The sequence below is a fragment of the Pseudomonas sp. NFR09 genome, assembly GCF_900111535.1.
Classification (GTDB): Bacteria; Pseudomonadota; Gammaproteobacteria; order Pseudomonadales; family Pseudomonadaceae; genus Aquipseudomonas; species Aquipseudomonas extremorientalis.
In genome coordinates, this window is record NZ_FOIH01000015.1 from 110,543 (window position 1) to 125,514 (window position 14,972).

General features: G+C 63.4%; 13 protein-coding genes. 3 read left to right on the forward strand and 10 right to left on the reverse strand.

Features of this window, described 5'->3' with window-relative positions; translation table 11 throughout:
- Positions 1–3: 3 nt before the first annotated feature.
- From dhaL to BMX59_RS27315, 5 genes are read right to left on the reverse strand one after another with little or no spacing between them, the layout of a single operon-like run.
- Positions 4–651 carry a dihydroxyacetone kinase subunit DhaL gene (gene dhaL, locus BMX59_RS27295; RefSeq protein ID WP_071491482.1) on the reverse strand — a complete coding sequence of 216 codons (648 nt, stop codon included), beginning with the start codon at positions 649–651 and terminating at the stop codon, positions 4–6.
- Positions 652–654: 3 nt separating this feature from the next.
- Positions 655–1,656 carry a dihydroxyacetone kinase subunit DhaK gene (locus BMX59_RS27300; protein WP_071494915.1) on the reverse strand — a complete coding sequence of 334 codons (1,002 nt, stop codon included), beginning with the start codon at positions 1,654–1,656 and terminating at the stop codon, positions 655–657.
- A gap of 36 nt (positions 1,657–1,692) precedes the next feature.
- A complete protein-coding gene (locus BMX59_RS27305) occupies positions 1,693–2,451 on the reverse strand; it encodes an SDR family oxidoreductase (protein WP_093127976.1) in 759 nt (252 codons plus the stop codon).
- A gap of 14 nt (positions 2,452–2,465) precedes the next feature.
- On the reverse strand, positions 2,466–3,443 hold the full coding sequence (locus tag BMX59_RS27310) for an ABC transporter permease (protein ID WP_076954377.1): 978 nt from the start codon (positions 3,441–3,443) through the stop codon (positions 2,466–2,468).
- Entirely contained in the window at positions 3,440–4,927 is a 1,488-nt protein-coding gene (locus tag BMX59_RS27315; protein WP_093127979.1) for a sugar ABC transporter ATP-binding protein, read from the reverse strand. The genes BMX59_RS27310 and BMX59_RS27315 overlap by 4 nt, the downstream gene beginning before the upstream one ends.
- 256 nt (positions 4,928–5,183) lie before the next feature.
- Here BMX59_RS27315 and rpiB point away from each other — a divergent pair, with 256 nt between their 5' ends.
- A complete protein-coding gene (rpiB, locus tag BMX59_RS27320; protein WP_170856088.1) occupies positions 5,184–5,666 on the forward strand; it encodes a ribose 5-phosphate isomerase B in 483 nt (160 codons plus the stop codon).
- 6 nt (positions 5,667–5,672) lie between these two features.
- Here rpiB and BMX59_RS27325 read toward each other — a convergent pair whose 3' ends face one another.
- The 5 genes from BMX59_RS27325 to BMX59_RS27345 all read right to left on the reverse strand — a co-directional run bounded on the left by BMX59_RS27325 (position 5,673) and on the right by BMX59_RS27345 (position 12,791).
- Positions 5,673–6,938, reverse strand: coding sequence for a carbohydrate porin (locus BMX59_RS27325; protein WP_092246063.1), 1,266 nt, complete (start codon positions 6,936–6,938; stop codon positions 5,673–5,675).
- Positions 6,939–6,996: 58 nt separating this feature from the next.
- A complete protein-coding gene (locus BMX59_RS27330; protein ID WP_093127983.1) occupies positions 6,997–9,405 on the reverse strand; it encodes a glucose/quinate/shikimate family membrane-bound PQQ-dependent dehydrogenase in 2,409 nt (802 codons plus the stop codon).
- 166 nt (positions 9,406–9,571) lie between these two features.
- Complete coding sequence (locus BMX59_RS27335) at positions 9,572–10,312, reverse strand: IclR family transcriptional regulator (protein WP_071491474.1); 741 nt, start codon at positions 10,310–10,312, stop codon at positions 9,572–9,574.
- Positions 10,313–10,428: 116 nt separating this feature from the next.
- Positions 10,429–11,757 (reverse strand): MFS transporter, encoded by a 1,329-nt coding sequence (locus BMX59_RS27340; RefSeq protein WP_093127986.1) that lies wholly within the window; start codon positions 11,755–11,757, stop codon positions 10,429–10,431.
- A gap of 65 nt (positions 11,758–11,822) precedes the next feature.
- Positions 11,823–12,791, reverse strand: coding sequence for a hydroxyacid dehydrogenase (locus BMX59_RS27345; protein WP_093127989.1), 969 nt, complete (start codon positions 12,789–12,791; stop codon positions 11,823–11,825).
- Between the two features lie 275 nt (positions 12,792–13,066).
- Here BMX59_RS27345 and BMX59_RS27350 point away from each other — a divergent pair, with 275 nt between their 5' ends.
- The gene (locus BMX59_RS27350; protein WP_071491471.1) at positions 13,067–13,741 is read left to right on the forward strand and encodes an RraA family protein; all 675 of its coding nucleotides are present in this window, start codon (positions 13,067–13,069) and stop codon (positions 13,739–13,741) included.
- Positions 13,738–14,958 (forward strand): MFS transporter, encoded by a 1,221-nt coding sequence (locus BMX59_RS27355; RefSeq protein WP_083351571.1) that lies wholly within the window; start codon positions 13,738–13,740, stop codon positions 14,956–14,958. Before BMX59_RS27350 ends, BMX59_RS27355 begins: the two co-directional genes overlap by 4 nt.
- Positions 14,959–14,972: the final 14 nt, after the last annotated feature.

Consider the following 14,972-nt stretch of genomic DNA (forward strand, 5'->3'; position numbering starts at 1 on the left):
CACCTAGGCCACCAACCGCGCCTCAACCGATTCGGCAAGGTTGGTCAGGATCAGGCAGCACGACACTGCGCCCGCATCCAGTACTCCCAGGGAGCGCTCCCCCAGGCGGCTGGCGCGGCCGATCTTGGCCACCAGGTCGCGGGTGGAATCACGGCCCTGGGACGCGGCGCTTTTCATCCGGTGCAACGCTTCGCGGAACGTCGCGCCGCTGGCCTGGGCCTGTTCGAACGCCTCGACCGCTGGAATCAACGTATCCATCAGGCACTTGTCACCCACGCCGGCGTCGCTGATGTCTTGCAGTGAGGTCAGGCCGCCACGCAGCAGCCTGGCGAAGGTCGCCCCATCGATGCTATCGCGGCCGCGCACTTCGTCGGCCATGCCGATAAACAGGCTGCCATACAGCGGGCCCATGGAGCCGCCGATGCCTTCCATCAACGCCAGGGTCAGTTCGTCCAGCGCCTCGGCCAGGGACAGTTCGCGGCCCTCCAGGGTCTTGCCGCAGCGCGAGAATCCCTTGGCCATGTTGATGCCGTGGTCGCCGTCGCCGATGGCGCCGTCCACTTCACTGAGGTATTCGCGGTTGGCGACGATGATCGACACCAGGTTGGTGACGATGGCGCTGCCGGTGTTGCTCGGGAAATGTTCGCTCATGCTTCACTCCGACTGGGTCATGCCGATGGAGCGGCAAGGTTGGTCGATCAAACGGCTCAGCTCGGCGTCGAGGCCAAGCAGGGTCAGGGTCACGCCCATCATTTCCAGGGACGTGAAGTAGTTGCCCACGTAACAGCGGTGTATGCGCAGGCCCTTGGCGCGCAGTTGGCGCTCGACCTCGGCGTAGAAAATATACAGCTCCATCACCGGCGTGGCGCCCAGGCCCGAGACCAGCACCACCACGCTCTGGTCCTGGGTGAAGTCGCGGTCGGCCAGGATCGGCGCAAGCATGCGCTCGGCCATGGCGGCGGCGGACTCCACCGGCACCACTTCGATACCGGGTTCGCCATGGTGGCCGATGCCCAGTTCCATCAGACCGTCAGCAATCTGGAAGTTGGGTTTGCCTACCGCCGGAATGGTGCAGGGCGTGAGCCCCACGCCGATGGAGCGGCAATGGTCCACGGCCTTCTGCGCCACGCGGATCACGCCGTCAAGGTCGTAGCCCTGGGCGGCGGCGGCACCGCCGATCTTCCACATGAAGATCTCGCCGGCCACGCCACGCCGCTTGGCGATTTCGGCGGGCGGGGCGGAGGCCACGTCGTCGTTGGCCACCACGGTGCGGATGTCCATGGCTTTGCTGGCGGCCATTTTCATCGCCAGCTTCACGTTCATGTTGTCGCCGGCATAGTTGCCATACAGGCACGCCACGCCTGCGCCCTGGTCGGCGGCACGGAACGCGTCGAAGAAGCTCTTGGCGGTGGGTGAAGAGAAAATCTCGCCCACCGCCACCGCATCCACCAGCCCCGGGCCGACATAGCCTAGAAACGCCGGCTCGTGCCCCGAACCGCCGCCGGTGACAATACCGACCTGGCCGGCCGGTGAGGACGTGCGTTTGCGGATGACCCGTGGGTTGCTCTCGTACTGCACCAGTTCCGGGTGCGCCAGGAGGATGCCCGCGAGCATGTCCTCGACCACCAGGTCCGCATCATTGATGACTCGATTCATTGGGTGTTTCCTTGTTCTTATTCGTCTGGAATCGGCTTACTGAATGCTGTAGCCGCCGTCGATCACTACGTTTTCCCCGGTGATCATCCTGGCCGCGTCGCTGACCAGGTAGAGCACCAGGCCGGCGATTTCTTCCGGCTGGGCGAAGCGCCCCACCGGGATCTGCAATTTGGCCCGTTCGCCCAGTTCGCCCGTCCAGGCTTTCTTGCCCAGGGCGGTCTCGACGATGGTCGGTGACACGGCGTTGACGTTAATGCCGTGGGGCGCCCATTCCATGGCCAGCACCTTGGTCATGCCGACCACGGCGGCCTTGCTCGCGCAGTAGGCCACATGACGGTCCAGGCCGATGACGGCGGCCTGGGAGGCAAGGTTGACGATACGCCCGCCGCCTTGTTCGATCATGTAGCGGGCACAGGCCTGCGCCACGAAGAAGCTGGCCTTGAGGTTGATGTCCAGGGTGGTGTCCCAGGCGTTTTCATCCACGTCCAGGGCCTTGTCGAGCAGCGCGACCCCCGCGCTGTTGACCAGGTAATCGATGCGCCCGAGCCCGGCAGCGGCCTGGTCGACGACGGCCTGCAGCGAATCGAGCTGGCGCAGGTCAGCCACCAGCCCCACATGACCCGCGCCGAGGCTGGCAGCCACTTCGACCACCGCCGGGTCACGGTCCAGCAACGCCACCCGGGCGCCGCGCTCCACCAGCAACTGGGCACAGGCCAGGCCGATACCGGCGGCGCCCCCGGTGATCACGGCGCAACGGCCGGTGAGGTCGAACGCCTGGTTCCAGAAATTGGACATTGCACACACTCCACTTAGCGTTTTTTCTTGCGCCAGACATCAATCAACACCGCAAGCACGATGATCAATCCCTTGGCCACTTGTTGGTAATACGACGACACCCCGAGCAGGTTCAAACCGTTGTTGATCACACCGATCAGCAGCGCGCCAAACAACGTGCCGACAATGCTGCCGGTGCCACCCGACAGACTGGTACCGCCGATCACCACCGCCGCAATCGCATCCAGCTCATAAGATACGCCCGCCTGGGGCAGGGCCGAGGTGGTGCGCGCCGCCAGCACCACACCGGCCAACCCCGCCAGCAGGCCGGAAATCACATACACCGAGAACGTGACCTTGCGCACGCCGATGCCGGAGGTGCGCGCGCTTTTTTCGTTGCCGCCCACGGCGTACACGTAGCGCCCGTAGGTGGTGTAGCGCAGCACCATCCAGAAGATCAGCGCGACCACCGCAAAGATAATGATCGGCACGCCAATGGGGCCCAGCTTGCCGATGCCCATGGCGAGGAAGCTGTCCGGCAGGTCGGTGACCGGGCTGCCGTCGTTGAGAATAAAGGTCATGCCCCGCGCCACGCTGAGCATGCCGAGGGTGGCGACAAAGGGTGGGATGCTCAGGTTGGCTACCATGAAACCGTTGACCACGCCGAGCATGGCCCCGGCAAACATCCCCGCACTCACCGCCGCCAACAGGCCATAACCCTGGGTGGCGACCAGCGCGCTGCACAAGCCGGCGAAGGCCAGGATCGAGCCCACCGACAGGTCGATGCCCTTGGTGAGGATCACGTAGGTCATGCCCACGGCCAGGATGCCGTTAATGGAGGTCTGGCGCAGGATGTCCATCCAGTTGCGCCAGGTCATGAAGTATTCGCTGGAAAACGCCATCACCAGGCACAGCAGGATAAACACCAGCGGCAGGCCGAAGCGGTCGAGGGACAAGCGCAGGCGGTTGCGCGGCGCGGCAGTGACGGGTGCGGCGAGGACTTTACTGTTCATGAGGCAAGACTCAACAAGGCTTCCTGGGAAAGGGCGGTGTCGCTGCTGACGGTCACCAGGCGGCCGCCCTTGAACACCGCGATGCGGTCACTCAGGTGCAGCAGTTCCGGCGCCTCGGACGAGACCACGATGGCAGCACCGCCGGCGCGCACGAATTCGTCGAGCAGGTGATAGATCTCCTGCTTGGCGCCTTCGTCGATGCCGCGCGTGGGTTCGTCGCACAGCAGGCAGATCGGCTGGGTCGACAGGCATTTGGCGAGCACCACTTTCTGCTGGTTGCCGCCGCTCATGGACTCCACCGGCAGGTCCAGGGACGAGATCTTGATCTGCAGGCGCTTGACCATGCTCTGCGCCAGGGCCTGTTCCTTGCGCGCATTGATCACCGACCAGCTCGACAATTGCTTGTAGGCCGACAGCGCGATGTTGGCGAGGATGCTGGCGCTGAGCACCAGGCCACTGTCCTTGCGGTCTTCGGTGACCAGGGACATGCCGGCGCGGATGGTCGCCGCCGGGGTGCCGGTGGGCAGGGGCTGGCCTTGCAGGGTGGCGCTGCCGGCGTCCGGCAGGGTCAGGCCATACAGGCAGTTGAGGAATTCGCTGCGGCCCGAACCCATCAGCCCATAGATGCCGAGGATTTCGCCCTGGCGCAGTTGCAGGCTGATGTCCTGGAACTCGCCGTCGCGGCTCAGGCCATTGACATCCAGGCACGTGGCGGCGGCGCATTCGCGGCCGACTTTATGGTCGATGCGCTGCAACTCCTGGCCGACGATGCCGCGCACCAGGTGGGCGCGGTCGATATCGACCATGCGCCCGCTTTCCACAAAGGCGCCGTCGCGGAAGATGCTGTAGTCATCGGCAATCTGCGCCAGTTCACTCAGGCGGTGCGACACATAGATGATCCCGGCGCCACGGGCGGTCAGGCGGCGGATCGCCTTGAACAGGGTTTGCGCTTCGTGTTCGCCGATGGCCGAGGTGGGTTCGTCCATGATCATCACCTGGCAGTCATGGCTGAACGCCTTGGCGATCTCCACCAGTTGGATCTGCGCCACGCTCAGGCGATGCATGGGGCTGGTGGCGTCCACGTCGAACTCCAGGCTTTGCAGCAGTTCGCGGGTGCGTCGGTTCAGTTCCTTGCTGTCGACGATACAGCCGGCGCGGCGTGGCTCGCGGCCCAGCCAGATATTTTCGGCGACGGTCATGTAGGGGATGGGTTCCAGCTCCTGGGTGATCATCGCCACCCCGGCGGCGAGGGCTGCGCTGGGGCGGTCGAACTGCACCGGCTGGCCGTTGAGCAGGATGCTGCCGGCGTCACGCTGGGTGATGCCCATCAAGATGCTGAGGAAGGTGGATTTGCCGGCGCCATTGCCGCCGCACAGTGCGTGCACGCTGCCGGCCCGCAGGGAGAGGCGCCCGTCGCGCAGGGCAGGGACCCCGGCGTAGGCCTTGGAAACTTGTTCAGCGTGGAGCAGTAATGGCGGGGCCATCGGTGTGTCCTCTTGCTGATTTTCTTATTAGGTAGGCTTATCCAACAGCCTGATCATATGATCGGATAGTGATCATATGTTTAAACTGCTCGGGCCGGCTTTGTCAATGGTTTGGCACAGTGTTCGCCCGTGCTTTTATCGTTTTAGTGGGCTGTCGCCTTGAAATAAGCCTTGACAGCGGTGGGCTGATCGTCCGCTAATGATTGTGCATAATTTCAGTGAGTGATCATTTGATCGGTCTGATGGAGAAACAGTAATGGGTGCACAAACGATGTTTTCGGTGGCCATCGGATGCGACGAGGCAGGCTTTGAGCTCAAGGAAATGCTCAAGCGCTTTATCGAAAGCCTGGGGTATGGGGTCGAGGACTTTGGCTGCCATTCGTCCAGCCCGGTGCTGTACCCGGACATCGCAGCAGCCGTAGCCACGGCGGTGGGCGCGGGTGAGCAGCGCCTGGGTGTGTTGATCTGCGGCACCGGCATCGGCATGGCGATTTCCGCCAACAAGATCAAGGGTGTGCGGGCCGCCCAGGCCCACGATACCTATTCGGCCGAGCGCGCACGCAAGAGCAACGATGCGCAGATCCTGTCCATCGGTGCGCGGGTGATCGGGCCCGAGCTGGCCAAGAGCATCGTCAAAGTGTTCCTGGAATCGGAGTTCGAAGCGGAGCGCTCCGGGAGGAAAGTCGAGCGCATCACTGCGCTCGAGCAGGCGAACAGGGCGTTGCCATCAGACGACTGAGTCGCTTCAGAACACCGCCTTGACCTGCAGGCCCAGCACCAGGGCGTTGTCGATGTTGTCACCGGAAAACGCACCCGGCTCGATGATGTATTGCACATCCGGGCGCAGGGTCAGCCAGGGGGTGGCCTGGTAGCCGTAGCTGAGTTCGATCAGTTGTTCGGCATTGTTCAGGTCGGGATAGTCGGTCCCGGCCTTGAAGGCGGCCAGTTCCTGTACCTCGCGGCTGCGCGGGTTCGGCACGGCGCGACCATAACCCAGGGCCAGGGTGTCACGCGGCCGGCCTTCGAACGGCTTGTACAGCACCACGCCTGCGCCGTACCACTTGCTGAACGGCGAGGCCGCTTCGCTGGCGGCGGAATACTGGCCGAAGGCGTGCAGCACACGGCCGGCGGATGAGTCCGAGGCCCACACTGCCTGGTCGATCAGCAGGTAGTGACCACCGCGGCCGCTGACCTTCCTGGTGCTGCCGATGCGTTTCACGTCGGAGCTGTCGTAGTAATAGCCCAGCTTGTATTCACCCGGCAGGCTGCCGGCGTGTTTGTAGATCAATTCGATGGGCACTACGGTGCCAGTGGTGTGCTTGGGGTCCAGGCGCCAGGCGCGGCTGGAGTTGCCGTTGCTTTGCGGGTCGACGTTGAAGGCGGCAACGCGCAATTGCCAGGCCGGCGAGAAGTCATATTTCACCCGCGCACCCAGGCGTGCATTCGGGTAGTTGGTCCAGCCGCTGCCGCCGGACATGTTCAGCGGGTGCCCGCAGAACCCGGCGTTCATGAAGTTGCACAAGATCCCGCTGTCGAGGCCGCCGAGGTCATTGCCCATGGCCATGTAGCCGAGCTTGACGTTCAGCGCCGGGGTGAACAGCGTGCGTTCGTAGCTCAACTCGGTGAGGCGGGTGTAGAGACCGCCGTAGTTTTCCTGGATCGGCAGGCGGTTGCCCACCAGGTCCTCGGACGCACTGTTGCCGCGCCGGTCATTGATCGTGAGCTGGATGCGGTCGCCATTGTTCAAGCCGTAGAGCTTGCCCAGGTCGAACTGCACGCCGAGCTTGAGGTTCTGCGAGTAGCGCGCCGAGCGGTGCTGGCCGCCGTGGGCGTTGTAGGCGGTCTCGCCGCTGTAGTCGCCGGTGAAGCGGATGCCCTGTGCGTCGAGTTCACGGCGCAGGCCGCCCCAGTCGCCGGTCAGGGTGGTGTCATCGGCTTGTACGGGCAGCGCGGCACCCAGGGCGAGGCCCAGCAGCAGGCGCCCAAGGGCAATATGAGAAGTGGGGGTCATGCGGGTTTTTCCAGGTACAAGGCGCGGCGCCGGGGAGGCGCCGCGCGAACAGGGGGGGTTAAGGCAGGGCGTAGGCGATCACGTAGTCGCCACGGTCAGTGGACTGGCGTGCGCCACCGGCGGTGATGACGATGTACTGCTTGCCGGTTTTCGGCGATACGTAGGTCATCGGGCCGCCCTGGCTGCCGACGGGCAGGCGGGCCTTCCAGATTTCCTCGCCATTGCCGCTGTTGAAGGCGCGCAGGTAGAAGTCCTGGGTGCCGGCGATAAAGATCAGGCCGCCCTGGGTCGACAGGGTGCCGCCGAGGGTCGGCAGGCCGATCTTGATCGGCAGGTGCATGCGGATGCCGAGGGGGCCGGTGTCCTCGACGGTGCCGACCGGTACTTGCCAGGCGACTTTCTGGGTCTTCATGTCGATCGCAGTCAGGGTGCCGAACGGCGGCGCCTGGCACGGAATACCGGCCACCGACAGGAAGCGGTTTTTGTTCACCGCATACGGCGTGCCCTTGAGTGGCACGGCGCCCATGCCGGTATTCAGCGCTTCGCCACCCGACGCGGCCTGGGCCTTGTTCTGCGAGGGTATCATCTGGATCCACAGGCCCAGGCGCATGTCGTTGACGAAGATAAAACCGTGCACCGGGTCGGTGGAAATGCTGCCCCAGTTCATGCCACCCAGCGAGCCCGGGAAACTCAGGGATTTATCGGTGCCCGGCGCGGTGTACAGGCCGTCGTAGCGCATGCCCTTGAAGTCGATGCGGCACAGCAACTGGTCAAACGGTGTGGCGCCCCACATGTCCGATTCGGTCAGGGTCTGCGCGCCGATCTGTGGCATGCCGACCGATTTTGGCTGGGTGGGCGAGTAGGGCTCGTCAGGGATGTTGGCGGCCTTGACCGGCACTTCCTTCACCTCGGTCAGCGGCTTGCCGGTGGCACGGTCGAGCACGTAGATCTGCCCGGCCTTGGTGCCGATCACCACCGCAGGCACAGCCTTGTCGCTGCCAGGCGGGGTGAAGTCGATCAGGCTGGGCTGCATCGGCAGGTCGAAGTCCCACAGGTCATTGTGGACGGTCTGGTACACCCATTTTTCCGTGCCGGTGGAGGCGTCCAGTGCCAGTACCGACGCGCCGTATTTGTGGTTGAGCTGGGTGCGTTCCACACCGTAGATGTCGGTGGACGAGCTGCCCATCGGCAAGAACACGGTGTTCATCAGCGGGTCATAGGACATTGGCGCCCAGCTGTTCGGCGTGCTGCGCACGTAGGTGCTACCGTCGGCCGGGGCTTTTTTGTCTTCCGGGTTGCCCGGGTCGAACGCCCAGCGCATCTGGCCGGTGATTACGTCGAAGCCACGGATCACGCCGCCGGGCATGTCGGTCTGCACGTTGTCGGCCACGCGGCCGCCGACCACCACGGTGGTGCCGGCGATCAGCGGTGCCGAGGACAGTTGGTAGTAGCTGTCCGGCACGTTGCCCAGGCCGGCTTTCAAATCCACCTGGCCGTGGGTGCCGAAGTCTTCGCAGAACTGGCCGGTGTCGGCGTCCACGGCGATCAGGCGTGCATCGATGGTGTTGGTCAGCAAGCGGCGCTGGCACTGCGCACCGGCGGGCACGCTGGCGGCGATGATCGGTGAGCTGTTCGGTTGGGTAGGCTGTGCAATCGGCGCAGTGGCGTCGAAGTAGGCCATGCCACGGCAACGCTGCCACACCGCCGATTTGGCGTTGATCTCGTTCTTCCACAGCTCTTTGCCGGTGTCGGCGTCGAGGGCGATCAGGTTGTTGTGCGGCGTGCAGATGAACACTTTGTTGCCGATCTGCAGCGGGGTGAGCTGGTCTTCGGCACCGTTGCCGTCGCTGAGGGCGACGTCACCGGTGTGGTAGGTCCAGGCCACTTTGAGCTTATTGATATTGTCGCGATTGATTTGGTCCAGCGCGGCGAAGCGGCTGCCGCCTTCGGTGTTGCCGTAGTGCGCCCAGTCTTTCTGTGCGTCGGCCGCGGCCACCGGCGTGATGCCTGGGCCAGTGCCGGTGGGTGCCACGCTCGGGTGGGCGACAAACATGTTGCCCGCCGCCACGGCCACGCCCACCGCCAATACCGCCGCCACGCCATAGGCGCCACGTGCAGGCCGGTTGACCAGCAGCGGGTACAGCAGCGCTACCACCAGGCCGATCACCGTAAACATGAACAGGCGGGAGAACAGCGGCCAGAACACCAGCCCCACATCCGCCACCGCCCAGAGAGCCGTGCCGACCAGGAAGGCCGCGAACAGCCACGCGCCCGCCGGCTTGCGTTGGGCAATCAGCAAGCCGGAAACGGCCATGGCCGCACCGCCGATCAGGAAGTACCAGGAGCCTCCCAGGCTCACCAGTTTGCCGCCGCCAATGGCCAGCGCGAGGCCGAGCAGGGCGATGATCACGCCCAGGCCCAGCAGTAGGATTCTAGAGACGCCAGTGGCGCGCGATGCTCGTTTCATGTCGATAGGACTCGAATGTGAGAGGGCAAAGACGCGATTTTAGCAAGATAAGTAACTGGTTAGTACATTGGAGTCCTGCAATAGACTATTACAGGTGCTGCGATGATGGCATGTGGTCGAATGTCGCTCGAGGTGCGATGCGTCTTGCACCTGGCAGGCCGGCGTTTTAGTCGGATTTCTTGCCGCGCAGCTTTTTTTGCGGGGCCTCGGTGCTGGCAAGTGCGTCGCCGCCCAGGCTGCGGGTTAGTTCGACGGCGGCTTGCTGGAACAGCGGGTGCAGCGTCTGCGCCTGTTCGGCGGTCAGGCGGCTGGCGGGGCCGGACAGTACCAGTGCGCCGATCAGGTTTTCCCCTGGACCGAAGATGGGCAGGGCCATGGACGAGGCATGGGGGTCGGTGGCGCCATGGGAGAAAATCGGTTTGATCATTTTCGCGGCCAGCGCATAGGGTGTGCGCAACGCCTCGGCTCCGGCGGCGCCGTCCATGGGGCGAGTGTCCCCGGGTTGCAGGTGCAGGCGCAGATGGTGAGGGGAGTTCACGCGGTACAGGCACATCCGATAAGCGCCGTGGCGTACGTAGAAGGAAGCGGTTTCGCCGGTTTCCTGAGTCAGGCGGTGCAGCAGCGGAGTGATGTGGCGTTCAAGATCGAGGCCGTCCTGGTACACCGTGTTCAAGCGCATGATTTCGGTGGCCAGCTGATAGCGACCATCGGCCAGGCGGGTGATCAGGCCGTGATTCTCAAGCGAAACCATCAAACGCATGATGGTGCTTTTGATCAGTCCGGTGCGTGCGGCGAGTTCGGCCAGTTCCAGGGCGGTATCCCCCATGCGGAAGGCAGTCAGCACGGTGAGCACCCGATCAGCCGAGGCCACCCCGGTGACTGCGGGGCGTGGGCGGGTTTTTACCATGGGTTGCTCCTTGTGAGGGGGTGGGCGGGTAGGCTGCAAAATACTGCCATTGGTCGGCGCGGTCAAAGCGGTGGGGAGAAGGGCAGTCGAATCATCGTGCTGCCCCTCCCGCTTTTTCAGGTCGCGTTGGCAGGTTTGTTGAGTTGCGCCGTTTCGCTCATCTGCTTGCGCCCCATCAGCAAGACCATGATCGCACCAGCGGCACACAGCGCCGCCAGCGGCAGCAATGCAAGGGCGTAGCTGCCTGTGGCGTGATGAATGGTTCCATACACGTTGACCATGATGCCGCCGCCTATCAGGTTGGCCATCGCGCCTACGGCGGCCAGGCCAGCGGCTGCGGTGGAGGATGAAAGCCAGGTCGAGACCAGCGCCCAGAACGGTCCTTTCATGGAGTACGCACCGATCAGCACCATTGACAACATGAACACCGTGGCGACCAGCGAAGAGGTCACCAGCGCCAGCAGCAACCCGCCGGTGATCAGTAGCAGGGTGAGTGCGGTATGCCAGCGGCGTTCACCGGTCTTGTCGGAGCTGCGGCCCCACACAATCATCAGGATGGACGCGAGCCCGTAGGGGATGGCGTTGACCATGCCGATTTCCAGGTTGTCCAGGCCAAATGTCTTGAGCAGTTGCGGCGCCCATACACTCATTGTGCTGCCGGCCGCCGATGCGCCGGAGTAGATCAGTGCCAGCACCCAGATGTGCTTGTGGCGCAGCAGTTTCCACAGGGAGATATGCCCGATGGCGGTCTTGCGGTTGCGCTCTTCGTCGAGGCGGCCAGTGAGCCAGTGGCGCTGCTCGTGGTTCAGCCATTTGGCTTGTTCCGGGCGATCAGTCAGCACGAACAGGCAGGCGATGCCCAGCAGTACAGCGGGAATGCCTTCGATGATGAACAGCCAGTGCCAGCCACGCATGCCGAACCAGCCGTCCAGGCTCAACAACAAGCCGGACAGTGGTGAGCCGATGAAGTTGGCGCCGGGAATCGCCACCATGAAAATCGCGACCATGCGCCCACGGTATGCCGCTGGCAGCCAGTAAGTGAGGTACAGCAGCACGCCCGGGAAGAATCCTGCCTCGGCCGCACCCAGCAGGAAGCGCATCACATACAGCGAGTTGGCGCCGGTGACAAACGCTGTGCCGGCGGAAATCAGGCCCCAGGTAATCATGATCCGCGCAATCCACACCCGTGCGCCGAAGCGCTGCAAGGCCAGGTTGCTCGGCACTTCCACCAGGAAGTACGAGACAAAGAACAGGCTGCTGGCAAAGCCGAAGATCGCCGGGGTCAGCCCCAGGTCCTGGTTCATTTGCAGCGAGGCCATGCCGATGTTGCCGCGGTCGATGATCGCCAGCAGGTAGCAAAGGATCAGGAACGGCAGCAGTCGCCACGCCACCTTGCGCATGGTTGAGCGCTCGATGGCGCTGATGTCGGTAGAACTGATAGGCATGACTCTCTCCCGTATTGTTTTTTTTGGAGATGCGTGATGAGCCCGCATGTAACCGGCGGGAGATGTCAGTGTGCGTAGAGGTGGCGGTTGACCACAGCACGCGGCGGCGGCGCGATGCCGTCCCAGAAATCGATGATTTGTTGCAGGGCCAGCAGGCCCACCCGGTCCCGTGCTTCGGCGGTATTGGCCCCCACATGCGGTGTGGCCACCAGGGTAGGCAGGCCCCATAGCGCCGAATCGGCGGGAGGGGGTTCGGGGTTGAACGTGTCGAGTCCGGCGCCGGCAATCTGCCCGGTGCTCAGGGCGTGGACCAAGGCTTCGGTGTCGATCAGTTCACCGCGCGCCGTATTGATCAGGAGGCTGCCGGGGCGCATGCGCTTGAACTGCACCGCGCCAAACAGGTTGCGGTTATGTTCGGTCAGTGGGCAATGCAGGCTGATGATATCGCAGCTTGTCAGCAGGTCATCAATGTCGTCGACGCGCTCCACATTCGGCAGTTCCGGCAAGTACGGGTCGAACACCTTGATGGTCATGCGCAGCGGCGCCACCAGTTCCATCAGGATTCGTCCGATGCTTCCCAGGCCCACCAGGCCCAGGGTCTTGCCGGACAGTTCGATGCCCACTGAAGTGGCTTTGTCCCAATGCCCGTCACGCAGCCGTGCGTCGAGCAGGGCGGTCTGGCGCGCCACGCTGAACATCAATGCCAAGGCGTGTTCGGCCACCGATTGCGCGTTGGCGCCCAGGGCGATAGTCACCGGGATCTGGCGTTCGGCGGCGGCGGCGATGTCGATGCTGTCGTAGCCGACGCCGTGCTTGGCGATGATCTTCAGTGCGGCCGATGCGTTGATCATCTCCCGGGTCAGTTGGCCCTGGCGCACGATGATTGCGTCCGGTTGTTCGCTGGCAATGATCGCGATGAGTTCATCGGCCGGTGCGTAGGGGGTGGTAGGGATGACGCGCACGCCGTGGGAGGCGGCGTGGGTCATGGCGTCGGCGGTCAATTCCGGGCCGGTCAGCAGGAGGGTTCGGGTCATTTCTGTGCACCTTGGTGTTTTTGTCGGTGTGCGGTAGTGACTGGAAATTATCATAATGAAACGGCGTTGCAATAAATAATTTTTTTACCGTCGCTTCAAAATCGGCCAAATACAGTACCCAACCTTGCCAGGTAGGGTTTTCTGCTGGTTTTTCAGGAGTGGTACCGCTGGTCATTTGATGCCTGGGTTGGGCTTGAGTCTTGTTGATTTGAATTTGTGGTGTTAATTTCGAAATGGCGTTTCAAAACAAACAAAAATCATCAGAGGAATACCCCATGTCCATCGGATTCAGAGTGCTCAAGCAGCAACGCAAGGTCGCCGTTGAGTGGGTCGAGCGTTACCGGAGCGTGCCTGTCGCCAATATCAGCGACTCCATGCACCGCCTTACCGCCGGCGGCGCAAGCCTGCAACCGATGCATCGCACGGGCGTATTGGTCGGGCCAGCGCTCACCGTAAAGGCGCGGCCGGGGGATAACCTGATGCTGCATCACGCGCTGGACATCGCCGAGCCCGGCGACGTGATCGTGGTGGATGCCGGCGGTGACCTGAGCAACGCGCTGATTGGCGAGATGATGGTGGCTTATGCGATCAAGAAAGGTGTGGCGGGTATTGTGATCAACGGCGCGATTCGCGACGCAGCCAGCATCGGCACCGGGGATTTCCCGGTGTTCGCCGCCGGTATCACCCATCGCGGCCCCTACAAGGACGGACCTGGCGAGGTGAATGTGCCGATTGCCCTGGCCGGTATGGTGATCGAACCGGGCGATCTGGTGATCGGTGATGAAGATGGATTGCTCTGCGTGCCGTTCGAGCAGGTCGGTGAGGTGTATGATCGCGCCAGTGCCAAACATGCCGCCGAACAGAAGCAGTTGGAACAGATTGCACTGGGCGAAAACGACCGCTCCTGGGTCCTTGAATCCCTGAAACAAAAGGGCTGTGAGTTTATTTGAATCCTGCGTCTACCTCCCGATGGCCCACGCCCATCCGCGCGCTGCGCCATCGCAATTTCCAGATCTACTTTGTCGGTCAGGGGCTCTCGACCCTGGGCAAGTGGGTGCAACAGGTCGCGCTGTCATGGCTGGCCTACCACCTGACGGGCTCGGCCGTACTGCTGGGGGCCATTGCGTTTTTGACGCTGTTGCCGCAGCTGTTGGTCGGGCCGCTGGCGGGCGCCTGGTCCGACCGCCACGACAAGCGTCGCCTGTTGATGGCGGTGCAGGCCGCCCTGGCCCTGCAATCGCTGGCCCTGGCCGTGCTGACCTGGCAGCAGTGGATGGGCCGTGAAGTGATCATTGCCATGGCGCTTCTGCTGGGTTTGCTCAACGCCCTGGAAACGCCTCTGCGCCAGGCCTTGATCGCCAGCTTCGTCGATGACCCCAACGACCTGCCCAATGCCCTCGTGCTCAATGCAATGCTGATCAACGCCGCGCGCTTTATCGGCCCACCGCTGGCCGGTTTGCTGATCAACTGGAGCGGTGAGGCCGGTTGCTTCCTTCTCACCGCTATCGCCTTCGGTATGTTGCTGATCGGGCTGGGCAAGGTGCAGAGTCGTGCGCCCGTGCGGGCAAAGGGGTCGACCGGGGAGATTTTCCGCGAAGGCCTGCGCTACCTGTGGGGCACACTGTCCATTCGGCGCTTGCTGATCAGTGTGGTGATGGTGAATCTGCTCGCCTCCTGCTACACGGTGCTGCTGCCGATTCTGGCCAAGCACACGTTCAGCGGCGACGCGCAGACCCTGGGCTGGCTATGGGGCGCTGCGGGCGCGGGGGCTTTTGTGGCCACGATCTTTCTCGCTTTCGCTGGCAGCACCTCGCGATTGGGCCGCATCATCGCCATGGGCGCGGTGGTCTGTGCGGTTTCGTTATGCGCGGTGGCGGCCGACCCACCGCTGTGGCTCACGCTGGTTGCGCTGGCTGGGTTGGGCTTTGGCATCACGGCGAGCAATGTCAGCAGCAACATGACTCTACAAAGCGCCGCGCCCGAAGCGTTGCGGGGCAGGGTGATCGCGTTCTATATCGCCATGCGCTTCGGCTTTGAAGCCATCGGCGGGTTACTTGCAGGCTTGTTGGCGGCGGCGCTGAGTGTGCAATGGACGCTGCTGCTGGCGGGCGGTTTACTGGGGCTTTATCAGTTGGCGAGTTGGCGGATCAGCCGCGCGCGCGGGTGAGAACACCCCCGCAC